The organism is Leifsonia xyli subsp. xyli str. CTCB07 (genome assembly GCF_000007665.1).
GTDB lineage: Bacteria > Actinomycetota > Actinomycetes > Actinomycetales > Microbacteriaceae > Leifsonia > Leifsonia xyli_C.
In genome coordinates, this window is sequence record NC_006087.1 from 514928 (window position 1) to 538089 (window position 23162).

Annotated in this window: 17 protein-coding genes and 4 pseudogenes; 11 read left to right on the top strand and 10 right to left on the bottom strand. The window is 69.9% G+C overall.

The features are described from left to right. Window positions 1-44 precede the first annotated feature (44 nt). Window positions 45-1031: a glycosyltransferase family 2 protein gene (locus LXX_RS02510; protein ID WP_011185495.1), complete on the top strand. Its 987-nt coding sequence runs from the start codon at window positions 45-47 to the stop codon at window positions 1029-1031. Here the strand turns inward: LXX_RS02510 and LXX_RS02515 are convergent. Genes LXX_RS02515 through manA form a run of 3 tightly spaced genes read right to left on the bottom strand, consistent with a single transcriptional unit; the run spans window position 1028 to window position 4827 of the window. Next, window positions 1028-2314: an exopolysaccharide production protein gene (locus LXX_RS02515; RefSeq protein WP_041767124.1), complete on the bottom strand. Its 1287-nt coding sequence runs from the start codon at window positions 2312-2314 to the stop codon at window positions 1028-1030. The two genes, LXX_RS02510 and LXX_RS02515, sit on opposite strands and share 4 nt — an antisense overlap. 9 nt (window positions 2315-2323) lie before the next feature. Next, window positions 2324-3655 (bottom strand): O-antigen ligase family protein, encoded by a 1332-nt coding sequence (locus LXX_RS02520; RefSeq protein WP_041767125.1) that lies wholly within the window; start codon window positions 3653-3655, stop codon window positions 2324-2326. A gap of 14 nt (window positions 3656-3669) precedes the next feature. Next, a complete protein-coding gene (manA, locus tag LXX_RS02525; RefSeq protein WP_041767128.1) occupies window positions 3670-4827 on the bottom strand; it encodes a mannose-6-phosphate isomerase, class I in 1158 nt (385 codons plus the stop codon). A 112-nt stretch (window positions 4828-4939) separates the two neighbouring features. On the opposite strand from manA, the pseudogene LXX_RS02530 reads away from it, so the two are divergent. After that, a pseudogene (locus tag LXX_RS02530) lies at window positions 4940-6115 on the top strand (acyl-CoA dehydrogenase family protein). A 169-nt stretch (window positions 6116-6284) separates the two neighbouring features. On the opposite strand, the gene LXX_RS02535 reads toward LXX_RS02530, so the two are convergent. Further along, on the bottom strand, window positions 6285-6842 hold the full coding sequence (locus tag LXX_RS02535; protein WP_011185499.1) for a hypothetical protein: 558 nt from the start codon (window positions 6840-6842) through the stop codon (window positions 6285-6287). A gap of 94 nt (window positions 6843-6936) precedes the next feature. Here LXX_RS02535 and galE point away from each other — a divergent pair, with 94 nt between their 5' ends. The 4 genes from galE to LXX_RS02555 all read left to right on the top strand — a co-directional run bounded on the left by galE (window position 6937) and on the right by LXX_RS02555 (window position 13097). Continuing rightward, window positions 6937-7899: a UDP-glucose 4-epimerase GalE gene (galE, locus tag LXX_RS02540; RefSeq protein ID WP_011185500.1), complete on the top strand. Its 963-nt coding sequence runs from the start codon at window positions 6937-6939 to the stop codon at window positions 7897-7899. Window positions 7900-8089: 190 nt separating this feature from the next. Then, on the top strand, window positions 8090-8410 hold the full coding sequence (locus tag LXX_RS02545) for a WhiB family transcriptional regulator (RefSeq protein WP_081423061.1): 321 nt from the start codon (window positions 8090-8092) through the stop codon (window positions 8408-8410). Window positions 8411-8476: 66 nt separating this feature from the next. Next, complete coding sequence (locus LXX_RS02550; protein WP_041767130.1) at window positions 8477-11674, top strand: glycosyltransferase family 2 protein; 3198 nt, start codon at window positions 8477-8479, stop codon at window positions 11672-11674. After that, window positions 11667-13097 (top strand): DUF5719 family protein, encoded by a 1431-nt coding sequence (locus LXX_RS02555; RefSeq protein ID WP_041767132.1) that lies wholly within the window; start codon window positions 11667-11669, stop codon window positions 13095-13097. Before LXX_RS02550 ends, LXX_RS02555 begins: the two co-directional genes overlap by 8 nt. Here LXX_RS02555 and LXX_RS02560 read toward each other — a convergent pair. Next, window positions 13094-14092 (bottom strand): annotated as a pseudogene (locus tag LXX_RS02560) (IS481-like element ISLxx4 family transposase). The gene LXX_RS02555 and the pseudogene LXX_RS02560 overlap by 4 nt on opposite strands. A gap of 378 nt (window positions 14093-14470) precedes the next feature. Here LXX_RS02560 and LXX_RS02565 point away from each other — a divergent pair. Beyond that, the gene (locus LXX_RS02565) at window positions 14471-15526 is read left to right on the top strand and encodes an amidase domain-containing protein (RefSeq protein ID WP_041767134.1); all 1056 of its coding nucleotides are present in this window, start codon (window positions 14471-14473) and stop codon (window positions 15524-15526) included. A 177-nt stretch (window positions 15527-15703) separates the two neighbouring features. Here the strand turns inward: LXX_RS02565 and LXX_RS02570 are convergent, their stop codons facing one another. Further along, window positions 15704-16153 (bottom strand): metallopeptidase family protein, encoded by a 450-nt coding sequence (locus LXX_RS02570; RefSeq protein ID WP_011185503.1) that lies wholly within the window; start codon window positions 16151-16153, stop codon window positions 15704-15706. A 41-nt stretch (window positions 16154-16194) separates the two neighbouring features. Here LXX_RS02570 and LXX_RS02575 point away from each other — a divergent pair, with 41 nt between their 5' ends. From LXX_RS02575 to LXX_RS13330, 3 genes and pseudogenes are all read left to right on the top strand, one after another. Next, the gene (locus LXX_RS02575) at window positions 16195-16407 is read left to right on the top strand and encodes a DUF3499 family protein (RefSeq protein WP_011185504.1); all 213 of its coding nucleotides are present in this window, start codon (window positions 16195-16197) and stop codon (window positions 16405-16407) included. Window positions 16408-16432: 25 nt separating this feature from the next. Continuing rightward, a complete protein-coding gene (locus tag LXX_RS02580) occupies window positions 16433-17860 on the top strand; it encodes a phosphomannomutase/phosphoglucomutase (protein WP_011185505.1) in 1428 nt (475 codons plus the stop codon). Window positions 17861-17884: 24 nt separating this feature from the next. Next, window positions 17885-18302 (top strand): annotated as a pseudogene (locus tag LXX_RS13330) (adenosylhomocysteinase); the annotation flags it as partial. On the opposite strand, the pseudogene LXX_RS02585 reads toward LXX_RS13330, so the two are convergent. The 4 genes and pseudogenes from LXX_RS02585 to LXX_RS02600 all read right to left on the bottom strand — a co-directional run. Continuing rightward, window positions 18290-19135 (bottom strand): annotated as a pseudogene (locus LXX_RS02585) (AAA family ATPase); the annotation flags it as partial. The pseudogenes LXX_RS13330 and LXX_RS02585 sit on opposite strands and share 13 nt — an antisense overlap. After that, entirely contained in the window at window positions 19132-20136 is a 1005-nt protein-coding gene (locus LXX_RS02590; protein ID WP_011185506.1) for a DUF4350 domain-containing protein, read from the bottom strand. The gene LXX_RS02590 and the pseudogene LXX_RS02585, both read right to left, overlap by 4 nt. A gap of 205 nt (window positions 20137-20341) precedes the next feature. Then, window positions 20342-20980: a DUF4129 domain-containing protein gene (locus LXX_RS02595; RefSeq protein WP_011185507.1), complete on the bottom strand. Its 639-nt coding sequence runs from the start codon at window positions 20978-20980 to the stop codon at window positions 20342-20344. A gap of 4 nt (window positions 20981-20984) precedes the next feature. After that, window positions 20985-22280, bottom strand: coding sequence for a hypothetical protein (locus LXX_RS02600; protein ID WP_141692875.1), 1296 nt, complete (start codon window positions 22278-22280; stop codon window positions 20985-20987). A 182-nt stretch (window positions 22281-22462) separates the two neighbouring features. On the opposite strand from LXX_RS02600, the gene mtrA reads away from it, so the two are divergent. Then, complete coding sequence (gene mtrA, locus LXX_RS02605) at window positions 22463-23146, top strand: MtrAB system response regulator MtrA (protein WP_011185509.1); 684 nt, start codon at window positions 22463-22465, stop codon at window positions 23144-23146. Window positions 23147-23162 lie beyond the last annotated feature (16 nt).

The window sequence follows — 23162 nt, forward strand, 5'->3', positions numbered from 1 at the left end:
ACCTCGCAGAGCGCGCAGACGGCGCCCGCGACTAGGATGGCAGGGTGTGCGCAAAACCCGGGGCAGCGGTCTCTGTCGCGCTCTGCACCCGGAACGGTGAGCGATTCGTTCGCGCGCAGGTTGAGAGCATCCTCTCCCAGGACCCTCCGATCAGTGAGCTGGTTGTCTCCGACGACGGCTCGACCGACCGCACCCTCTCGATCGTCGAGGAGACGGTGCGAGCCAGCTGCGCGGCTGTCGTGCTGCGCATCTTGCGCAACGCCGAGCCCCTCGGTGTGACGGCCAACTTCGAGCAGGCGATTGCGGCGTGCGGCGGAGAGTTCATCGCGCTGAGCGACCAGGACGATGTCTGGCACGCCGGCCGGCTGGCCGATGCGCTCCCGTTCTTCGACGATGCGCGAGTGCAGCTCGTACACACCGACGCCCGCCTGGTCGACTCAGCCGGGGAGCCGCTCGGCGGCACCCTCTTCGGCGCTCTGGAGATCGCCCCTGAACTTGTGGCGGAGGAGAACGACGGGGACGCCCTCGGCGTCCTCCTCCGGCGCAACACCGTGACCGGTGCGACCACCGTTCTCCGTGCGAGTCTTGTGGAGCGTGCCCGCCCGTTCCCCGACGCCTGGGTCCACGACGAGTGGCTGGCTGTGTGTGCCGCGATCGTCGGCGCTGTCCGCAGCCTCCCGCGGACCACGATCGACTATCGTCAGCACGGCGGCAATCAGATCGGTGTGAAGCGTCCCAGCATCGGTTACAAGGTCTCGCGGGTCTTCGAACCGGGAGGGGCTCGTCAGGTGCGGCTGGGCCTCCAGTTCGCTCAGCTCGCCGCCCGCGCCGATACCTTCCCCGAACTCTCCGAGGACGATCGCGACCGGATCGTGCAGAAGGCGGAGTTCGAGTCTGCGCGTTCGCGCCTGCCGGTGAGCCGCCTCGCCCGGCTGGCATCGCTACGCCGCCTGGTTCGCGGTGGCCGATACGGACGTTACGCCAGCCAGGGACGCCTGGACATCGTCCGGGACCTGCTTCGGGCCCCCTAGCTCTGAGACCGTGCCAGCCGCCACCGCCAGCTCATCCCCTGGGATGCTTTGACCGTGCAGATGACAAGAAGCATCCATCCCGACTCCACGAGGATGCTGCTCTCGAACACGCTCGTGACGAGGAGCGCGACGAGCACCAGCGGCGCCCAGGCGTAGACGACGCTGCGCCGGACAGAGGCGAGGAGCCAGGAACGCACGAACGCGAGGGCGACCAGCACGACGAACAGCAGCAGGCCGATGACGCCGACCTGGAGGTAGACGTCGAGGTAGGCGTTGAGCCCGTTGGGGTGGTACATGCCGGTCGCGGCCTGGATGGCGCCGAAGGGGTACAGATCGGTCGGCCACGCGCCGGTCCAGCCCCAGCCCACCGACTGCTGCACCGGGATGAGCTCCCAGATCTGGAGCCACAGCTGATAGCGCACCTGGAAGTCGGCTCGCGCGTTCAGCAGGTCGATCACCCGGGTGCGGGAGAAGTAAGTGGCGACGAGCACGGCGACCGTGAACAGCGCGAGCCCCCATTGCGCGTAGCTGCGTGCGCCGTCCGGGACTTTGCGGATGCCGTACAGCGCCAGGGTCGCCAGGCTGACGACGACGGAGACGGCTGCGATCACGGGGGAGTGGGCGAACAGGAGGCACAGCGCCGCCAGAGCGATCGAGAACGCCGCGAGCTGGGGCCGGACTGAGCGCGTCCGCAGCTCCACCAGGAAGGTGACGAACGCGATCAGAGCGACGATGCTCAGCTGATTGCGGGTGCCGAAGAGACCTTGGATGGGTCCGCCGGACGCGATGTTGCCCAGGATGCCCAGGAAGCGGATGGGCATGTCGAGAAGGAGCCCGCTCAGGACCTCCAGGGCGAGGGAGACCGTCAGCAGCGTTCGCAGGGCGTCGCCGACGACGCGCACGATCTGGATGGCGTCTCGCACCAGGGCGATGTAGACGGCCAGGAACGCGAACAGCAGCTGGTAGAGGACGCCCCCGAGCGTCGCCAGCTGGTACTGACTCCAGAAGAGTGACAGGGCGCACCACCCGGCGAACATGAGCGCCGAGACCGGCAGGAGGCCGTGCCACTCGATGAGCTTCCACTGCGCGGCGAACGATAGCACGGCGAGGGCCACGAGAGCGCTGAGAGCGCCGATGAGCCCCGGCCAGCCGATGACGGCACGGATCGCATGCGTCGAGAACCCGACGATGACGCCGAGCAGCGCCAGTGTCGAGGTGAACCGGGCCGATCCGAGAAGCTCGACCACTGCGGCCGGGACCGGGGTTCGACGGGGTACGGCCATAGCTGAATCCTACGGGGCGGTCTGTTTGGTCTTCGCGGCGAGCACGACGAGCAGCGCCCAGCCGTCCTCGATCAGCATCCGGCTCTCCGCGAAGCTCTGGGCGAGCAGGGCGGCGAAGAGGAGCAGGGGGAGCAGGGTGAGCGCGGTGTGCGCCTGGTCGTCGCGGACGCTCGTCCGCGGCCGGTCGACGGCGTGGAACCATGACCGCCACAGTGTGCCGACGGCCAGTGGGACGATGAGCGCCAGCCCGGCGATCCCGAGCTGCATCCAGATGTCCAGCCAGGCGTTGTGCGCCTGCAAGTAGACCACGCCGTTGCGCTTGGCGAGGTCGCTGAAAGGTTCGGTCCACGGCGCCCAATAGCTCACCCAGCCCCAGCCGAAGACCGGCCGCTGTTGTGCGAAACCGATCACCCTGTCCCAGATGTCGAGCCTCCCGGTCAGATCGTCGCTCTTGCCCAGCAGGGCCGGGAGGCGGGAAGCGAACAGCGCGAGGCTCACCGCGCCGACGGCGACCAGCGCGGCGGCGCTCAGGTAGACCGGGCGACGGCGCTCCGGCCTCGCTCGGCGGGTCCAGAGCGCGAGGCGGAGCGCCACTGCGGCGAACGCGGTCGCGACGATGACCGTCGATGACCGTGTGAGCGCGAGCGTGAGCGCCGCGACGACGATCCAGGCAATCGCGCTGCCGCGGCGGTCGGCGCGATCGGCCAGACGGACGCCGAACACGATCAGCGCCAGCAGCGCGATCATCGCGAGCAGATTGCTGTTGCCCACGATGCCCTGGATCTGGCCACCGTGGAGCAGCAGATCGCGGCTCCAGTAGAACGCCGACGGCAGCTTTCCCGGGGGGAAGGGCTGCACCGGCGTCAGTGGCAGCACCGGCCGCCGGACGAACACAGCGACGATGAGCTCGAACAGTAGCGACAGGCCGAGGACCCAGCGGAACGCGTTCGAGAGCGCGGTCAGCAGCGCCGGCCAGCCGAGGCACAGGGCGAGGAACAGCGCGCTCGCCGTGGTCGCGAGCTGGGCGAGGACGCCGAGGGCGCTGGCTCCCGGGTACGCGGACCACGCGATCGACAGCACGGCGAGAGCCAGGAAGAGTCCGAGGGTCTTGGGGAGTCTGCGCCAGCGGACGGCCGCCCGTGCCCGGACCAGCAGGACGACGCTGCCCGCGGTGAGCAGGGCGGCGAGCGCGAAGTAGCCCGGCCAGCTGATGAGGTTCCGCCAGAAGTCGCCGGCGAACAGTGTGAAGAGCAGCAGTGAGGCGAACACGAGGACGCCTGTCTCCGAGCTTCTGCGGGCGGCGAGCGCGCGGGTGTCGAGCGAGGTGGTCGGGCTGCCCATCCCGGAAGGATAGCTCACGCGTTCGGTGTGGCGATGAACAGCGTGCCCGCCCCGGACGAGACCGACAGCGTGCGCTCCTCGGCGGTCACCACAGTCGCCTCGCCGCGCGTGAGCCGCAGGCCGCCCGTCGCGCCCAGCACCTCCGCAGCGCCGGCCGTGCAGAGCACGATCGCGGTGCCCGGCAGCGTCACCTCCGCTGCCGGCGTGTCCGCACCGATCTCGATCCGGCACAGCCGGAAGTCCGGCACGTCCGGCACGAACTCCTCGACGCCGGGCGCGGGCCGTTTCGCGGTCATCGGGGTGGCGGCGAACGGCGCGAAGTCCAGGATGCGGACGAGTTCGGGCACATCCACCCGCTTCGGCGTGAGACCGCCGCGCAGCACATTGTCCGAGGCCGCCATCAGCTCGATCCCGAGACCGCGCAGATAGGCGTGGATGTTCCCGGCGGGCAGGTAGAGCGCCTCTCCGGGCCGGAGCGTCACGCGGTTGAGGAGCAGGGCGAGCACGATGCCCGGGTCGCCGGGGAAGGCCCGGGCGAGCGTCCGAACGGTGTCCGCGTCCACCCCCTCGGCCCTCTGCGCTGCGTCCGTCACCGCGCTCACGAGCGCCGCGACTTCGGGCGTGCCGCCCAGCAGCCACTCCGTCGCCCCGCGCAGCGCCGCGGCCGGCTCGTCGTCGAGGGTTCCGGCGAAGGCGGCGACGCCCAGGGCGCTGCCGGCCAGGCGCTCCAGCGCGGCGCGGCTGTCGGCGGGCTCCCGGAAACCGCACAGTGCGTCGAACGGGTCCGAAAGCGCGAAGATCATCTCCGGTTTGTGGAACGGGTCTTTGTAATTGCGCTCGGGGGACCCGGGGGCGAGCCCCTCGGCGTTCTCGCGCTCGAATCCGGCGCGTGCCTGCTCGGACGACGGGTGCGCTTGCAGCGACAGGGGACCTGCCGCCGCGAGGACCTTCAAAAGATAGGGGAGCCGCCCGGCCGTCTCCGGCCAGTGCGCCAGGTCGGCCGAGCCGCCGGTCTGCGCCGGGTCGAGGATGCGCGCGGGGGAGCCGGGATGCGCGCCCAGCCACAGCTCGGCCTCCGGGCCGCCGCTCGGTTCGCCGCCGAGCAGGCCCGCGATCGCCGTGGTTGACCCCCATGCGTAATCGCGGGGCTGGTTGCCGATGCGCACAAACATCTTTCGTCGTCCCTTCCCGATCGTTAGACCAAACTACCAATCGCTTTGTCACGAGCGGGCGTCGTCTCTAGGCTGGCGCTGTCTCAGCCCGACCGGACGCAAGGGAGCACAGATGGCTTTCCAGCCCCTCGCCAGCGACTTCTATGGCTTCGAGAACCTCCTCGCCGAGCGCGAGAAGGACTTCCTCGCGAACCTCCGCGCCTCGCTCGAGACCCACGTCAAGCCGGTCGTCAACGAGTACTGGGAGCGTGCCGAGTTCCCGCCCGGGATCATCGAGGTCCTGCACCGCACCGGCGCGATCGGCCTCGGCTTCGCGGAGACGGCTCCGTTCGAGAACTCGGCCGTGTTCCGTGGCTGGGTCGCTTTGTAGCTGGCCCGTGTGGACGCCTCCGTGAGCACGTACGTCGGCGTCCAGAACGGTCTGGCCCTCGGCACGGTCGGCGTCTGTGGTTCGCCGGAGCAGCGTGCCGAGTGGCTGCCGAAGCTGGCCAGCGGCGAGGTGCTCGGGGCGTTCGAGCTCACCGATCCCCTGTCGGGGTCGGACTCGGCGCGGGGCCTCCGGACGGTGGCCGTGCGCGACGGCGACGACTGGGTCCTGAACGGGTCGAAGCGCTGGATCGGCAACGCGACCTTCAGCGACATCACCGTGATCTGGGCGAGGAGCGCCGAGGACGGCCAGGTCAAGGGCTTCATCGTTCCCACGTCCACTCCGGGCTACACTGCCACCAAGATCGAGGGCAAGCAGTCGCTTCGGATGGTGCAGAACGCGGACATCGCCCTGGAGAACGTGCGCGTGCCGGAGTCGCTGCGGTTGCAGAACGCGAACAGCTTCACAGAAACTGCCGCCGTGCTCCGGCTCACCCGGGCGGAGGTCGCCTGGGCCGCCGTCGGCGTCGCGGTGGGCGCCTACGAAGCCGCTCTGGCCTACAGCAAGGAGCGCGTGCAGTTCGGCAAACCGATCGCGAAGCACCAGCTCGTCCAAGATCTCCTGGTCCGCTCCATTGGCGACATCACCGCCTCGATCGCGCTGTGTGTGCGCGTCTCGCAGATGCTCGACACGGGTGAGCAGCGGGACGAGCACTCGGCGCTGGCGAAGGCGGTGTCCACCACCCGGATGCGCGAGACCGTCGCCCGCTGTCGCGAGGTGCTGGGCGGCAACGGCATCGTGATCGACTACGACGTCGCCCGCTTCTTCGCCGATGCGGAGGCGCTCTACTTCTACGAGGGCACCCGCGAGATGAACACGCTCATCGTCCGCGCGATCACGGGAGAAGCGGCGTTCGTCTGATCCTCGCCCCGGGCTCGCTCGGCGCTGCTGGGCTGGGCGTTCGGCAGCGAATGCGCCCGCAGAGGCGGCGCTGGCCTGCGCCGGAGCCGATGCTCCAGCTGCCCGTCGCTCGGCTTCGCAGCGAGATCCGTTCAACGGAGCTCGCTCTCTTGCTGAGGACGCGACCGCGTCATTCCGGGGCCGTGTCCGCTGCGCTGCGCCAGGAGGGGTCTCCGTCCTGGCGCTCGCGGGCGAATGGGTGCTTTTCCTGTTCGCTTTCCAGGCGCCGGGTCAGCAGGTGGACGATGAGCAGCGGGATGATGCCGAAAACGCCGAACGAGATGTCGATCAGCTGCCAGCCGAACGGGATTCCGCGAATCGAGCCGGCGATGAGCGCGAGCGGGATGACGCCGGCGCAGGCGATCATCCCGAACCGGATGACCCAGATGTTGCGGACCGGGTCGAGGAGCGGTCCGATGAACGCGACGGCAATGACGAGGTGCGCGAAGGCCAGCCAGTCGGTCCCGTAGGCGAGGAACGGATGGCTCGCGCCGGTCTGGACGAGCGCGTCGCGCACGCGGTCGATCCATTCGACCAGCCCGGGAGCGAACTGCGGCGCCCCCGAAGCGTGCAGGACGCCGGACACCAGGCGAACTTCGGCTTCCAGGGGGAACGCGGTCACACCGCTCACCACGAGTCCGGCGATGAAGACGACGATCCAGGCGCGGATGACCATGAGAGGACGCATATCTTCAACGCTAAGCGCGATGCTGCCGTCCGCGCGCCCATCGCGAGAAGGATAGTGTGGGCTGATCGTAAGAAGGCAGTGGCAGGAGGCATCTATGGCGTGGTTGGTGACCGGGGGCGCTGGCTATATCGGCGCCCATGTGGTGCGCGCGTTCCTGGCCGAGGGGATCGATGTCGTCGTCGCGGACGACCTCTCCAGCGGACACCGGGAGTTCGTGCCCGCGGGTGTCTCGTTCTACCGCGGAACGATCCTCGACGGGACCCTGTTGGAAGCGGTGTTCTCCGAGAACCGCATCAGCGGCGTTGTGCATGTCGCCGGTTACAAGTACGCCGGTGTGTCCGTCCAGCGGCCGCTGCACACCTACGAACAGAATGTGACGGCCACCGCTGTGTTGCTCGCGGTGATGCAGGAGGCGGGGGTCGGCTCGATCGTCTTCTCGTCGTCGGCGGCGGTCTACGGGACACCGGAGGTGGAACTCGTCACCGAGGACACCCCGAAGAACCCGGAGTCGCCGTACGGGGAGTCCAAACTGATCGGCGAGTGGCTGCTGCGCGACCAGGGGGTCGCCCGGGGTCTGCGCCACACCTCGCTGCGGTACTTCAACGTGGTCGGCTCCGGCGATCCGGCGCTGCGCGACACGAGTCCGCACAATCTCTTCCCGCTCGTCTTCGACGCCCTGGTGGCGGGCCGCACCCCCCGGATCAATGGCGACGACTACGCGACGCCCGACGGCACCTGCGTCCGCGACTACATCCACGTCGCCGACCTCGCGGTCTCGCACGTTGCGGCGGCGAAGCGGCTGGAGGCGGGGGAGGACATTCGGGCGGTCTACAATCTCGGCAGCGGCGACGGCGTCTCCGTCGGTGAGATCATGGCGACGGTGGCTGAGGTGACGGGCATCGACTTCACCCCAGAAATGGGGCCTCGACGCCCGGGCGACCCGGCGAGGATCGTGGCTTCGGGCGAGCTCGCGGCGCGTGATCTCGGCTGGAAGATGAGTCATTCGCTCGCCGAGATGGTGCGCAGCGCCTGGGAAGCGCGCCAGGCGGCGTCCTGATCGCCGGCTCGACGGGGTGGGCGGCCCGGGCGTGTCGCTGATTGTTGCCGGACATCGGCGCGTCGCGAACTCTCGACCAGCGATCAAGGGTTTACGATTCGCGACTTGACGGACGCGAATGACAACGGTGTAATTATTGCAGCACGTTAAAAATGCGTGCTTTTACAGATTCGAGGGCGGGGAGGCCGATATGACAGATCCTGAATATCGTTCTGGGGTACCCGACGACTGGTTCATCGATCCGGTGCGCCTCGGGGTCCCGGGGGTCCGGGCGGGCGCCGACGATGACAACCCTCTCGCCTGGCAGACCGACGCCCTGTGCGCCCAGACAGATCCGGAGGCGTTCTTCCCCGAGAAGGGCGGCTCCACGCGCGACGCCAAGCGCATCTGCTCCTCGTGCGAGGTCCGGGCGCAGTGCCTCGAATACGCTCTCGCGAACGACGAGCGGTTCGGGATCTGGGGCGGCCTCTCCGAGCGGGAGCGCCGCAAGCTCCGCAAGCGCGCTGGCTGAGCCGAATCCGCGCCGCGCCCGAGGCGCTACCGGGATCGGCGAACCCCCCATTTAGGCTGACTCCCGATGTATCCGAGAGTCACCGCCATCATCGTCGCGCAGAGCGGCGGCCCCCGCCTGCAGCGCACTCTCGATGCCATTGCGGCGCAGTCGCGTCGACCGGACGCCGTGATCGCCGTCGACTGCGCCAGTGTTGACGACGCCGTGCGGCTGCTCACCGAAGCGAATCCGGCCCAAGTGCTCAGCGTGCCCGAACGAATCCCGTTCGGCGAGGCCGTCGCGACCGCTGTCCGTGTGCTCCCGCCGGTGACCACGGCGTCCGAGATGCTCTGGCTGATCGCCCAGGACACCGCCCCCGAGCCAGAGGCCCTCCGATCCTTGCTCGCCGCGCTCGAGGTCTCGCCGTCGGTGGCGGTCGTCGGGCCGAAGCTCGTCGATGACGACGACCCAGCCTTCATCCGTGAGTTCGGCGAGACGATGACGCCGTTCGGGGCCTCCGTCCCGCTCGTGGAGAACGAGCTCGACCAGGCCCAGCACGATAACCTCAGCGATGTGCTCGCGGTCGCTTCGGCCGGAATGCTCGTCCGGCGGATCGTGTGGGAGAGACTGGACGGCTTCGACCCGGCGCTCCCCACGGTGGACGACGGCCTCGATTTCTGCGTCCGCGCCCGCCTGGCCGGCTTCCGGGTGGCCCTCGTCGCCCCCGCCCGTGTCGCTCTGCACGGCGACGGCATCGCCGGACCGAACCTCTCGCCGAAGTGGACGGTCCGCCGTCGCCTCGCGGGGGAGCGCCGGTGCGCGCAGCTCCACCGGCGGATGGCCTATGCGCCCGGCTGGGCTGTCCCGCTGCACTGGCTGACCCTGGTCCCGCTCGCCGTCCTGCGCTCTCTCCTCCGCGTGCTCCGCAAGGAGCCGGGCTCCGTCGGCGGCGAGCTCGGCGCGGCCTTCCGCGTGGCGTTCTCGGGCATGGCGGTCGGCAACGCCCGGCGCCGGCTCGCCCGCGCCCGCTCGGTCGGCTGGGCGGCGGTCTCCCCCCTTCGCATCCCGTTCTCCAGTGTCCGGCGGATGAGCGCGCTCAAACGCGAGGCCGCGTTCGTCGGTCAGCGGGGCGAACGTCAGGATCTCGACTTCTTCGGCGCCGGCGGCGGCTGGACAGTCCTGGCCGCTCTCCTCGTCGGGGTCGCCCTCTTCTTCCCGCTGATCGGCGCCGGCGCGGTGAACGGCGGCGGTCTCCTCCCGCTCAGCGACTCTGTCGGCCAGCTTTGGGCGAACCTGGGCTACGGCTGGCGTGACCTCAACCTCGGCTTCGTCGGTGCTGCCGACCCGTTCGCCGCCGTTCTCGCCGTCCTCGGCACGATCACTTTCTGGCAGCCCTCGACGGCCCTGGTCGGCCTCTTCCTCCTCGCCATCCCCCTCGCCGCGCTCGGCGCCTGGTTCGCCGCCGCCCGGATCACCGCTCGCGCAACGCTGCGGGCCTTCGGCGCTCTCGCTTACGCGCTCGCGCCGACGCTGCTCGTCGCGCTGCTGGACGGCCGTCCGGCAGCCGTTCTGGCGCATGTGCTCTTGCCGTGGCTGTTCTTCGCGGGGCTGGCGGCGCGGCGATCGTGGGCCTCCAGCGCGACGACGGCGCTGATCGCCGCGGCGACGGTTGCCTGCGCGCCCGTCCTGATCCCGGCGCTGCTGGTCGCGTGGGTCGCCGCCATCCTCTTCGCGGGGAGGGGCGCCGTGCGGATCGCGTTCATCCCCCTGCCCGCCGCCGTGCTGTTCCTGCCGCTTGTGGTGCAGCAGGTCTTGCGCGGAGCGTGGCTCTCGGCGCTGGCGGACCCGGGGCTCCCCGTGGACGCGCGTCAGACGCCGGCCTGGCAGCTGGCCCTCGGTTTCCCCGACGGCACGCTCGGCGGCTGGCGCGCACTGGCCGGACAACTGGGTCTGCCGGATGCCGGGCCGAACATCCTGGTGCCGATCTTGCTGGCCCCGCTCGGCGTTCTGGCTGTCCTGGCTCTGTTCCTGCGCGGGACCGTCCGGGCGACCGTTGCTCTGCTCGTGGCGCTCGCCGGCTTTTTGACCGCGGTGGCCGCCCTGCACATCGAGGTCGCCGCACAGGGCGCGACCGCGGTTCCGATCTGGCCGGGAAGCGCGGTGAGCCTGTACTGGCTGGGAGTGATCGCCACCGCCGTCATCGGCCTGTCGGCGCTCGGCCGGAGCGCGGCGGCACCCGTGTGGGTCGCGATCGCCACGATCGCGCTGGTGGCCATTCCGTTCCCGGTGGCGCTGCACTCCGGGAAGGCCGCGGTCACCGCGAGCGACGGGCGAACGATGCCCGCCGTCGTGGCCGCGAAGGCGGCGACGCAGCCCCGCACAGGGACCCTGCTCCTGACGCCACAGCCGGACGGCGGTGTCCGCGCGGTCGTCGTGCGCGGTTCGGGGGCGACCCTCGACGCGCAGACGACGCTGGGCTCCACGCGGCTCGCGCTGACCGGCACACAGCGCGAACTGGCGACGCTCGCCGGAAACCTCGCCTCCCGCAGCGGTTTCGATCCGGCGCCGCAGCTCAGGAGGCTCGGGATCGACTTCGTCCTGCTGACGCCCTCGGCGGCGGCGATCGACCAGACCGCCGCCGACACGGCGACCGGCCAGGCCACGCAGAGCCGCACCGCGATCGCGCTCGACGCGAACCCCGTGCTCGCATCGGTCGGCGAGACGGCGGCCGGCCGGTTGTGGGCGTTCGACCGCGGGACCTCGACGGTGCCGGCCGCAGCGCTGATACCGCCGAACGCGGGCGGGATCTGGCGACTGCTCGTGCTGCTGGCGCAGGGGATCGCGGTCGGTGCGACACTGCTGATGGCCATCCCGACGGTGCGCTCGGCCGATCGGGTCAGCGAGCTCATCGCCCGGCGCTCGAGCGGGCCGGGCGATGAACCGGACCCGGAGGAGCCGGATGCGGTGGAGCCGGACGATGAGCGGGAGCCGGTCGCGGAGGCCGAGTCCTCGATCGCCGGAGAGACGTTGGAGGAGTGGGAAGCGGAGCCCGATGACGAAGCCGTCGTGGAGTCCGCCGACGAGGACGAAGCGCGGGCTGCGGCCGAGCCGGAGCCGGAGCCGGAGCCGAGCCGCCACCCCGCTCCGCACACCGGCGGGCGGGTGGATTCGGTCTCCGACGCCCGGGCCCCGCAGGCCGCCGACGGTCCGGTCGCGATGCTCGAAGCTGGACTCGAGGAGACCATCGTCCGAACCCGCCCCACTCGGGGAGGCGACCGTGGCTGACCGGCGCAGGATCGCGGCCATCGGAGCGCGCACGGTGAGCGGCCTCGTCGGCGTCGGCGTCGCCGTGCTGGCGGTCGCCGGTGCGACGCTCCTCCCGCTGCCCCAGCTCACCATCGGCGTGCCTGTGCAGACCGTGCGGCCCGTGCCGGCCGACCAGCAGCGTGTCTGCCCCGGTCCGGCTCTCGAGCTGGCCGCCGACGTGGGCGCGGCCACGAAGGCGAGCGCGATCGGCGAGGCTACTGTCGCCTACGGGGCGGACGGACCCGGCGCCGAGACCCGGCGGCTGAAGCCCGACGCCGAGACGAAGCTGTCCTCGCAGGCGCCCCTGGTGGTGGCCGTTTCGACACCGGGCGGTTCCACAGCGCCGCCGCTCTTCGCCGGTGCTCAAGTGCAGGCCGTCTCCTCCCCGGACACCGCTGGCCTCGCCGCGGCCGCCTGCAGCGAGCCGACCGCCGATGCCTGGCTGGTGGGCGGCTCGACCGCGCTGGGGCAGACGAGCCTGGTGCTGCTGTCGAATCCGACCTCGGTCGACGCCGATGTCGCCCTCACGATCTACACCGAGACCGGGCGAGTGGATGCGCCGGGAGCCAGCGGTGTCGTCGTTCCGGCCGGCGCGCAGAAGGTCGTCGCGCTCTCGGGCTTTGCCCCCTCGGTCGCTGCCCCGGTCGTCCATGTCACGGCTACGGGCGGTCAGGTCGCCGTGAGCTTGCAGCAGAGCTTCGAGCAGGGCATCCAGCCGCGCGGCGTCGAGTTGACCGGTCCCACCGGCGAGCCGTCGCGGACCCAGCGCATGACCGGCGTGACGATCGCGAGCATCGCTGCGGTCACGGCGGCGCAGTCCGCCGAGAGCGTGGGTGTGGATTTCCCGGTCGTTCGCATCCTGGTTCCGGGGGACAAAGACGCCGAGCTGACCATCGGCGCGGTCGGGGAGGCCGGGACGGCGGCGGGGAACTCGTACGCCCAGACCGTGAAGGCCGGGAGTGTCGCCGAGATTCCGCTCGACCACCTCAAGGACGGCAGCTACACCGTGACTGTGCAGTCCACTGTGCCGATCGTGGCCGCGACCCGGACCTCGGTCATCGGGTCGAAGACACGCGACTTCGCCTGGTTCGTCTCCTCCGCGCCCCTCGACGACTCGCAATTCGCCGCCATTCCGAGCGGGCCCTCTCCGGTGCTGCACCTCGCGAACCCGGGGGAGAAAGACGTGAAGGTCACCATCCAGGGCGAGAGCGGCGCTCCGATCGAGCTGACGGTTCCGGCCGAGGGCGGAGCGAACCGTGTCCTTCCGCCGGGGAAGTACACCCTCGGCGGAGTCGGCGGGCTGACGGCGAGCGTGAGCTTCGCCGCCGATGGAGCGCTGAGCGCTTTCCCCCTCAATCCGCCGGGAGCTCTGGCCGCGCCGATCGCTGTCTACCCGACCTAGGTGTGATGTCCAGGGAGGTTGTTGTCGATTCTGCTAATGGGTGGGGCTCTGATGGCGGAGTGGTGCTGGTGATGATTGTAGAAGTGGGGCCAGCCGGGGAGTGCTTCTCGTCGTTCGGCCTCTGAACCATAGAACTGGGCGTAGGCCCAGCCGTCGGCGAGTGTGCGGTGGAAGCGTTCGATCTTCCCGTTGGTCTGTGGTCGGTATGGTCGGGTCTTCTTCGCCCTGATCCCGAGCTCTGTGCAGGCGTCTCGCCAGGCGTAGGACTTGTAGGTGGAGCCGTTGTCCGAGAGGACGAGTTCGACGCTGACATCCCGGTCGGCGAACCAGGCGACAGCACGCCGCAGGACACCGATCGCGGTGTCCGCCTTCTCGTCGGAGCAGATCTCGGCGTAGGCGACGCGGGAGTGGTCGTCGATGATCGTGTAGACGAACACGGTGCCCAACCGTGGCTCGTAGCGGTGGTTCCTGCTCTTCGTGCGGGTGGCGGTCGCTTCCCGGTTGCGTTCGCCCTGGACGCGGCCGACGAATCGTCAGCCGCCGCCGTTGGGGATGTTGCCGAACTTCGTCACGTCGACATGGATCAGCGATCCAGGGTGGTCGTGCTCGTAGCGACGGATCGGCTCGCCCGTGACCCGATCAATGGTGCAGAGCCGGTTGATGCGGCAGCACACCAGGACGGCGTGGACGGTCGAGGCGGGAAGGCCAAGCTCGCCGGCGATCTGCACCGGCCCCAGGCGTCGTCGCCACCTCGCCCGCACGATCCGCTTGAGCACGGGCAACGGCGTCCGCGTTGGCATCGATCGTGGGCGGCTAGACCGGTCGGTCATCCCTCCCGTGCCTTCGGCGCGGAACCTCGCCGCCCATTTCCGCGCGGTAACGGGCGAGACCATAAACATCTTCGCTGCGACGGAGACCAGCCAATGGTCCTCGACGATGAGCCTGGCAAGGCGCAGACGAGCGCGCGGTGTGAGAGCAGCGTTAACGTGGGACACGAAGGCCTCCTGGATCGTGAAGCGGTTGAACTGAACAGCTCCACTTCACAACCGGAGGCCCTCGCCCCTCAACTCCTCACGACCGTATCGCCGAAACAACCCCCCTGGACATCACACCTAGGGCGTCTCGGGGCGACCGGGAGACGGTCGCGAGTTCGTCGGTGCGGTGGCGGCCGCGTCCGTGCTTGCGGCATGCGAACCGGCCTCCGTTGGCGTTTCTGCCCCGGCTTGGCAGACGCACTCCGTTCGCTGCCCCTCGGCAGTGCGTGAAAAGAGTCTCATCGCGACCTCAGGCCCTTCACACAGCCAATCACTATATAATTGCATTGTCTTAAGTTTTCTTAAGCGAAAAGCAATAAATAACGAAACGGAGTGGCTATGAGATCGGTTGTCGGCGTCAGCGTCGCGGTTGTGTTCAGCGTGGGTGCGGTTCTCGGAGCTGCGGCGCCGAGTGTGGCGGCGGCCGAACCCGTCCCGAATGGCAGAGCGATCAGCCTTTCCAAGACGGTCGGGGATGTGATGGGCGGAGAGCACATCACGATCAGGGGCTGGAACCTGCGGGACACCACCCAGGTCTGCTTCGGGCAGGGATGCGTTCCGGTCACCTCGGCCACATTCTGGAAAGTGGAGGTGACAGCGCCGCCGCATTACGGGTATCAGGGCGGTCAAGCCCAAGCGGTCGTCCCCGACTACCAGGAAGGCGACGTCGCCGTCACCCTCAAACAGGGCGATAAGAAGACGGCCAACTGCCGCCGGAGCTACCGGTACAAAGCACTCACCGCCACCGGACGGGAAATGTCCTACCTGCTCGCGCACTGGGAGAAGTACGACAGCGCCCGCTACGGCAACTTCGACCCGGTCGGTGGGGACTGCATGAACTTCGTCTCCGCAGGGCTGGCCGAATGGTTCGGCCGCAACAGCCACCGCCCGGACTGGTACAACGCGTTCGCGGACTGGGTGGCAAAGCACCCGACCGCGAATCCTTACAACGACCCCTACGGCAAAATCGACCCCGCCAACCGGTGGGTCACGCCATCCTGGGCCTATGTTCCCGATTTCTCCACCTGGCTGAACGACCAGAAGGACTCGTTCGGCATCACCCGCACCGATCTGAGCAATGACCCCGCCACCTGGTCGGACATCAAGGTCGGAGACATCGTCACCATGACCTGGAACAACGACGGTGGCAACGGCAGCACCGAGGGCGGCCCCGGCCTCGACCCGGGCAGGATCCCTGCGGCCACCACCGCGCAGGCAAGCAACGATCTGGGTGAGGACCATGCCATGGTCGTCACCCGCATCGTCACCGTCGATGGCCACCTCGATGTCCAGCTCGCCGGGCACAGCAACGACCGCAACTACCTCTCCTTCTCAGCCATCTACTCCGGCACCCCGAACATGACCGGCAGCATCTGGCACCTCCCCACCGCGTAGCGGTGACCGGCAACGGCGCGAAGCTGTGCCCTGCTCACCGCGGTCATCGCCGCGGTTCTGCCGGGGGCGTCGCCCCGCTCACGCCGAAGCGACCGCGCCGCCGGAGCGGCGCATGTGGTGGCGCTGGCATCGGATCGAACGATGTGGTCCTCGCGGCCCCCTGACGAGAAGCGGCCGTCAGAAGTGGCGGAAGCGATCCGGGGCGAGGTCCCACGGGTCCTTGCCGAGCAGTTCGGCGACGGCGCGGAAGACGCATCCCTCGATGTACATCCGGCGGTGCAGATCGTCGTTGCGGTGGAGCTTGGTCAACCGCTGGATCGGCACCCGGTAGAGAACGATGCGGTGGCCGGAGCCATCCACATGCCAGCGATCGACGCCGTCTCCGCCGGAGTTCCCGGTCGGGGTGGGAGCGACCTCGAAGCGCACACCGGCCAGCTCCTCCGGCCAGATGCCCTTGAGATAGTCGGCGGTGGAGGCCACGGTCATATCGAAGGAGTCGATGCGGTTCGACAGCATCGGCAGATGCGGACCCGTCACCGGCCCGCGAGCGCCACGACCGTGCCGGCTCCGCCACCGGCTCGTCGCCGGGGGTGTGCTGCTGGCGTTGGCGCGGCGGTTGCGGGGCATGTCGCCATCCTACGTCGGTGCGGCGGCGGTAGTCTGGCCCGATGTTGAGTCGGCCTTGCTCCCGCGTCGCGTGCCCGCGCGACGCCGTTGCGACGCTCACCTACGTCTATGCGGACTCGATGGCCGTGCTCGGGCCCCTTAGCCTGTCCCCCGAGCCGCACACGTACGACCTCTGCGCCCTCCACGCGGAGCGGCTCTCCGCACCGAAAGGCTGGCAGATCGTTCGGCATGAGGTTTTCGGCGAGCGGAGATGACGGACCGGTCGGCTAGGTTGGTCGGGTGAGCAGCGCCGATTCCTCCCTCCCCCTGGCCCGCGTCGTCGGGGCCTACGACGTCCGCGGTCTCGTTGGCAGCGGGCTGACCGAGGAGATCGTGACCGCCATCGCGGCGGGGTTCGTCGACGAGATCGGCGCCGCCGGCGGCCCGGTGGTCGTCGGTCACGACATGCGGGACTCGTCCCCCGGCTTTGCCGCGGCCTTCGCCCGGGGCGCACAGGCCCGGGGCGCCGATGTGGTCGCGATCGGGCTCTGCTCGACCGACGAATCGTATTTCGCGTCCGGCGCGCTGAACGCGCCCGCGGCGATGTTCACCGCGAGTCACAACCCGGCCGCCTACAACGGGATCAAGCTCTCCCGGGCGGGCGCCCAGGGCATCAGCCGGGACACGGGGCTGACCGCCGTCCGCGACCGTGCTGCGGCCTACCTCGCCGGTGGGATCGAGCCGGTCGCGCCGCCGGGCTCTTACAGCGAGCAGGACGTGCTGGCCGACTACGCGGTCTCTCTGCGCAAGCTGGTCGATCTCTCCGGCGTCCGGCCGATCACGGTCGTCGTGGACGCGGGCAATGGCATGGGCGGTCTGACCGTGCCCGCCGTGCTCGGCGAAGCGGCCGGTCTGCCGGCGCTCCCGATCGAGATCATCCCGATGTACTTCGAGCTCGACGGCACTTTCCCGAACCACGAGGCCAATCCGCTGGAGCCGGCCAACCTGGTCGATCTCCAGGCCGCCGTCGTCGCACACGGGGCCGATCTGGGCCTCGCCTTCGATGGCGACGCCGACCGCTGCTTCGTGGTGGACGAGACCGGAGCGGCTGTGACCCCCTCCGCGGTCGCGACCATCGTCGCCCTGCGCGAGATCCAGCGGGCGCGTCGCGACGACCCGGAGGCGGAGATCACCGTCATCCACAACCTCATCACCTCGAAGATCGTTCCAGAGACGATCGAGGCGGCCGGAGCGATCCCCTACCGCACGCGGGTGGGTCACTCCCTCATCAAGGACGCGATGCGCGAGACCGGCGCGGTCTTCGGCGGCGAACACTCGGCGCATTACTACTTCCGCGACTTCTGGGGCGCCGACAACGGGATGTTGGCGGCGATGCACCTGCTCGCCGAATTCGGCTCGCAGGATCGGCCGCTCTCCGACCTCTCCGCCCGGTATACGCCGTATGCCCTGTCCGGGGAGATCAACTCCACTGTGGCGGACGTCCCAGCCGCCTACGCGCGCATCGTGGAGGCTTTCACCGGACGCGCGGAGTTCGACGAGCTGGACGGGCTGACCGTCACCGGGCTGACATCCGAAGCCGATCCATTCTGGTGGTTCTCGGTGCGGGCGTCCAACACGGAGCCGCTTCTGCGGCTCAACGTGGAGGCGGCGGACGTGGCGACGATGGCTCGTCTCCGCGATGAGGTCCTCGCGCTCATCCGGGCCTGAAGCCGCTCCGGCGCGCGTGCGAGAATGACGGTATGGCCTCTCTCCTCACCGGTACCGCTCTGCCCTTCAGGGTCGCCGATCTCTCTCTCGGAGACGGGCCGCCACCAGATCCGCCTCGCCGAGAACGAGATGCCCGGCCTGATGGCTCTGCGTGAGGAGTTCGGTCCCTCTCAGCCGCTCGCGGGCCCGCGTATCGCCGGGTCCCTCCACATGACGGTCCAGACCGCCGTGCTCATCGAGACGCTGGTCGCTCTCGGCGCGCAGGTGCGCTGGGCGAGCTGCAACATCTTCTCCACCCAGGACGAGGCGGCGGCTGTCGCGGTCGGCCCCGGCGGCACTCCGGAGTCGCCCGCGGGCGTCCCCGTCTTCGCCTGGAAGGGCGAGACGCTGGAGGAGTACTGGTGGTGTGCCCAGCAGATCTTCGACTGGTCCGGAGAGCCAGGCCCAGGCTTTGGCCGCCGCGAGCAGAGCCGTCGTTCCGCGGGGGCTGACGCCGAGTTTCACCGAGGGGCTCTGGCGCGTGGTGCGTGCGAGATCGACGATGTAGGCTAGCGCATCGGCGTTCGCGCCGACGGAGGCGGCGGACGCCCGCGCCGCAGCGAGCTGCTCGGCGGTCAGCGCCGGAGCCACGCCGGCGCCGGCCAGATCGCGCGGCGTGAACCCGGCCGCGTGGCGGCGCAGCACCTCGACCTCCGCGTCCCGTTCGGGGACATCGAGTGTCAGCTTCAGCAGGAAGCGGTCGAGCTGCGCTTCGGGGAGGGTGTAGGTGCCCTCATACTCGACCGGGTTCTGTGTGGCCGCGACGATGAAGGGGTCCGGGAGCGTGCGGCTCACACCGTCGACGCTCACCTGGCGCTCCTCCATCGCCTCCAGCAGGGCCGACTGCGTCTTCGGGGGCGTCCGGTTGATCTCGTCGGCCAGCAGGATGTTCGTGAAGACAGGCCCTTCGCGGAACACGAAGCCGCCGGTCTGGGCGTCGTACACGAGCGATCCCGTGACATCGCCCGGCATCAGGTCGGGCGTGAACTGAACGCGTTTGGTGTCGAGACTCAGCGCCTGGCTGAGCGAGCGCACCAGCAGCGTCTTGGCCACCCCGGGCACGCCTTCCAGCAGAACGTGGCCGTGGGCGAGCAGTGCGATGACCAGTCCAGTGACGGCGCCCTCCTGGCCGACGACGGCCTTGCCGACCTCGTGGCGGACCGTTGCGAGGGCCTGGAGCAGGCTTGCGGCGTCCGCGGGCGGCGCGGCGCGGTTTCCGGTGCTCAGATCGGTCATTGTTCCATTCTTCCTGTCGGTCCCGCCTGGCCGGGCGTGACGGCGGCGGCGGTGGCTCGTTCGAGCTCCGCGAGGGTGTCCGAGAGGGCGAGCAGCTGCGCGTCCGTCGTCGGGATGTCGTCGAGGAGGATGCCGCGGACGCCGGAGCGGTCGCTGCGCGTGACGGCGGCGACGGCATCCGCGATCTCCCCGGCCGTACACGTCCGGGGGAGTCCGACAGCGCGTGCCAGCCGGCCGATCGCGCCGATCCGCAGCGCGTCCGCCGCGCGGAGCCGGGCAGAGGAGCGCTGGTACAGCCGGGCGCGCCCCTCTCGCGTCTCGCCCGCGCGGACGACGATCGGCAGGCTCTCGACCACGAGCGGCCCGAACCGCCGCCCGCGCCAGATCGCGGCGGCGGCGAACACGGCGAGCAGCAGGAGCACGGCCGGGGTCACCCAGCCGGGCGTCAGCTCTGCGAGGTCTGGCGGCCCGGTGACCGGCCGGTCAGCGATTCCGGGCGGGCACCACACCAGGGTGCGGTGCCCGCCTAGCAGATTCAGCGCGAGGGCGGCGTTGCCCTCGCGATCGACGCCGTCGTTCATGAGGATCGCCGCCGATCCGAGCAGAGAGACCGTGTGGCCCTCGACGCGCGTCTGGACGAGAGAGCCTCCGCCGTCGCGGACGAAGCAGCGCCGGACGTCCGCGTTCGCGCTGAATGTCCCCGGGAGAGAGGCGTCCTTCGTGTTCCCGGTCGCGCGCGGGTCGATCCGCCCGGCGTTCCGGGCGGCCGGGACCGGGCAGCCGGCGGAGACCGGGCCGGTGGGCTCGCCCGCGGCGTGTACCCCGGGCGCGAGCGTCCGGAGCGCCTCGAAGCCGGGTTCGACCACCACGATCGTGCCGGCTAGGGAGCTCAGTTCGGCGTAGGCCTCGCCGGTCAGGGAGCCGCCGGAGTCGAAGACGAGGATGGTGCTGTCAGCGTCAGCGGCCTCCCGGACCTCCTCGAGCGTTCCGGCGGCGCGCACCGTGACTCCCTCGGTCCCGCGTTGGTGGATTGCAGCACGCCCCCGAATGTGTCCCGGGAGCCGGCGAACAGGGCTCCGAGCAGCACGATGAGCGCGACGAGCCCGCCGAGGAGGAGCCAGGGGAGTGAGCGGCGGAGAGCGCGCCGGACGGTCGGGGTCGCCACCGGGGCGGCAGTCTGCGCTTGGGCCGGAGCCGGAAGCCGTGTCACGTCAGAACCGCCGGCGGCGCAGCGCGGCGCGTCTGGAGCCGCTGATCCAGCGCGACGAGCAGCTGGTAACCGGGCTCGGAGCCCGGCCGGTCGAGGTAGCGGACGTCGTCGAACGCGCGCGACGCTTCCCGCAGCGCTTCCGCTTCCTCCGGCGCGGCGGCGGTGGCCCGGGCGGCGAACTCCGTCGCCGTCGTCCCGGGGGAGAGGGACACCAGTGTGCGCTCATCCAGCCCGACCGCGAGAGTGCGGAACCGCTCCTCGATGGCGAGCGCCCAGTCGCCCGCGTGGGCGGCCGCGCCGGCGGCGCTCCGCAGCTCCTGAGCGGTGCGCGCATCGTCGCCGCCGAGCACGGCGTGGTGGGAGGCCGCCGCCTGCCGGTTCACGCGCGGGCGGCCGAAGACGAAGAACGCTGCGACGACGATCCCGGCCACGATCAGCACGATGACGACCAGGAGGACGGGCCCGGCGTCTCCGCCCGGCCCCTGGAACAGCGAGGCCAGCCCGTCGCCGATCGCTTTCCACACCAGATCGAACCACGTCGGTTTGGCGGCCTGGTACTCCGGTTTGACGAGTTCCTGGTGGACCCAGTCGTGAGCGTCCGGCGAACTCGGGTCCACCGGGATGTCGGAGCGCACGGTCTCAGACGCCCGGCCAGGGAGCGTCCGGCGGTGCGGGGGCCGGCCACACGGGGGCGGTCGGCGCGGGCTGCGTGTACGGGTCGGGAAGATCCTGCCCCGCCTGTCGCGCCTCGACGAAGCGGACCAGGTGCAGGTCGAGGCCCTCTTTCCGCATCCGGAGGTCGATGTAGAGCAAGGCGACAGCCGCGGTCTGCACGACACTGCCGATCGCCCCGACGACCGCGCCGACGATGCTCGCCAGGATGTTCGTGCCGAGCTGCACCGCGAGGAACTGGTCGACCCCCGACTGATCCTGGCCGCTCAGCGCTGTCGGCGCGAAAATCCCGCCCGCCATCATCCCGATCAGCGAGAACGGCGTGGTGATGATCTGCGTCACAGTCCCGATGATCACCGCGATCAGCACGATGACACCGAGAGTCCGCCAGAAATACCCGGTCGTGAGCCGCCACGAGCGCGACACTGCGGCGCCGATCGGCAACCGCTCGATCACGATCGCGCTCGGTACGATGGCGAGCTTAGTGTTGATCCAGATCGCGACGGCGATCAGGCCGAAGCCCCCGGCGATCCCCACCAGGACCGCCCCGATGATCCCGGCCGGACCGCCGAGTGAGGCCAGCGCGACCACGATCACGGTCACGAGCGCGAGGAGCCAGGCCAGCGCGAACAGGAACGCCCAGCCGATGAGCGCGGCCATCCGCCCGCGGACCATCCGCCACAGCGAACCGAAGCTGAGCTTCTCGCCGAGCGTCTCTCGCGATACCTCCGTGACGACGATGCCTTGCAGCAGCGCGCTAAAAACGGTGGAGACGACGATCGAGAGCACCCCGAGCAGGATCGATCCGCCGATGGCCCCGGCCGTGATCGCACTCTGGTCCTGGGCGTTCGCGGTCGTCACGCGCGTGAGCAGGAGGGAGACGATTGCGCTCGTGAGGACGGCGACGAAGATGGACGGCACACCCTGCAGGATCAGCGCGGCGCCGACCGTGATCTTCGGATTCTGCCGCAGCGCCTGGAACGGCGCGCCGAGCAGTGTGCCGAACCCGAGCGGCCGCAGCGGGACCAGTCCCGGCTTCGGCGGTGGCGCCCAGCCGGGCTGCTGGCCGTAGCCAGTGAGAGGCTGGTGCTGACCGGCCGGTTGCTGGTGCTGCCAGGCGGGGGTCTGACGCTGCTGAGCGTAGCCGGGGTGTGCTGGACCGGGGCCCGGCCGTTGACCGGCCGCGTTCCCGGCGCTCTCTCCGCCCGCGCCGTTCGCTCCCTGGGGGGCGTCCGGCGTCCACCAGGTCTGGTTGTCGCTCACACAGTACCTCTCATCCCCCGGGTTGTCGCTTGCTTCCATGATGGCACATCCGCGGCGACGGCGTTGTCTCTCCCCTCGGTACGCCGAACCGCTTCCCGGACGCATGCGGCCACCTCGACTACGCTTATCACGTTGCTGTGCGGCTCGCGCCGCCGAGAGGAGCTCAGAGGAATTACAGACCAATGACTAGTCGCATCTTGGTGGTTGACGATGACACCGCGCTGGCCGAGATGATCGGCATCGTGCTCCGCACCGAGGGATTCGACCCGGTGTTCTGCGAGGACGGCTCGGAGGCGGTCGGGATCTTCCGGGAGTCCAAGCCCGACCTTGTGCTGCTCGACCTCATGCTCCCCGGCCTCGACGGGATCGAAGTGTGCAGCAGCATCCGAGCGGAATCCGGAACCCCGATCATCATGCTCACGGCCAAATCGGACACCGCCGATGTCGTCAAAGGTCTCGAGTCCGGCGCCGACGATTACATGGTCAAGCCGTTCAACCCCAAGGAGCTCGTCGCCCGCATCCGCACTCGCCTGCGCCCCGCTCCCGTCGCCCCGCCGGCCGAGCAGCTGTGCATCGGCGATCTGCTGGTGGACGTCGCCGGCCACGAGGTGCGCCGCGGCGAGGCCCGCATCGCGCTCACACCGCTGGAATTCGACCTCCTGCTCGCTCTCGCGGCCAAGCCGCAGCAGGTCTTCACCCGCGAGATGCTGCTCGAACAGGTCTGGGGGTATCACTACAAGGCCGACACCCGCCTGGTCAACGTCCACGTCCAGCGCCTGCGCGCCAAGGTGGAGCGGGACCCAGACAACCCGAAGATCGTCATGACCGTGCGCGGGGTCGGCTACCGCGCCGGTACGGCGACGTAGCGCCGGACGGCTTCGC

Bases quoted from the DNA above. Each gene is read 5' to 3' on its own strand.
- galE (WP_011185500.1), top strand. From the start codon at position 6,937: ATGGCGTGGTTGGTGACCGGGGGCGCTGGCTATATCGGCGCCCATGTG.
- LXX_RS02520 (WP_041767125.1), bottom strand. From the start codon at position 3,655: ATGGGCAGCCCGACCACCTCGCTCGACACCCGCGCGCTCGCCGCCCGC.
- manA (WP_041767128.1), bottom strand. From the start codon at position 4,827: ATGTTTGTGCGCATCGGCAACCAGCCCCGCGATTACGCATGGGGGTCA.
- LXX_RS02570 (WP_011185503.1), bottom strand. From the start codon at position 16,153: ATGCCCCGCAACCGCCGCGCCAACGCCAGCAGCACACCCCCGGCGACG.
- LXX_RS02565 (WP_041767134.1), top strand. From the start codon at position 14,471: ATGAGATCGGTTGTCGGCGTCAGCGTCGCGGTTGTGTTCAGCGTGGGT.
- LXX_RS02550 (WP_041767130.1), top strand. From the start codon at position 8,477: ATGTATCCGAGAGTCACCGCCATCATCGTCGCGCAGAGCGGCGGCCCC.
- LXX_RS02515 (WP_041767124.1), bottom strand. From the start codon at position 2,314: ATGGCCGTACCCCGTCGAACCCCGGTCCCGGCCGCAGTGGTCGAGCTT.
- LXX_RS02545 (WP_081423061.1), top strand. From the start codon at position 8,090: ATGACAGATCCTGAATATCGTTCTGGGGTACCCGACGACTGGTTCATC.
- LXX_RS02535 (WP_011185499.1), bottom strand. From the start codon at position 6,842: ATGCGTCCTCTCATGGTCATCCGCGCCTGGATCGTCGTCTTCATCGCC.
- mtrA (WP_011185509.1), top strand. From the start codon at position 22,463: ATGACTAGTCGCATCTTGGTGGTTGACGATGACACCGCGCTGGCCGAG.
- LXX_RS02575 (WP_011185504.1), top strand. From the start codon at position 16,195: ATGTTGAGTCGGCCTTGCTCCCGCGTCGCGTGCCCGCGCGACGCCGTT.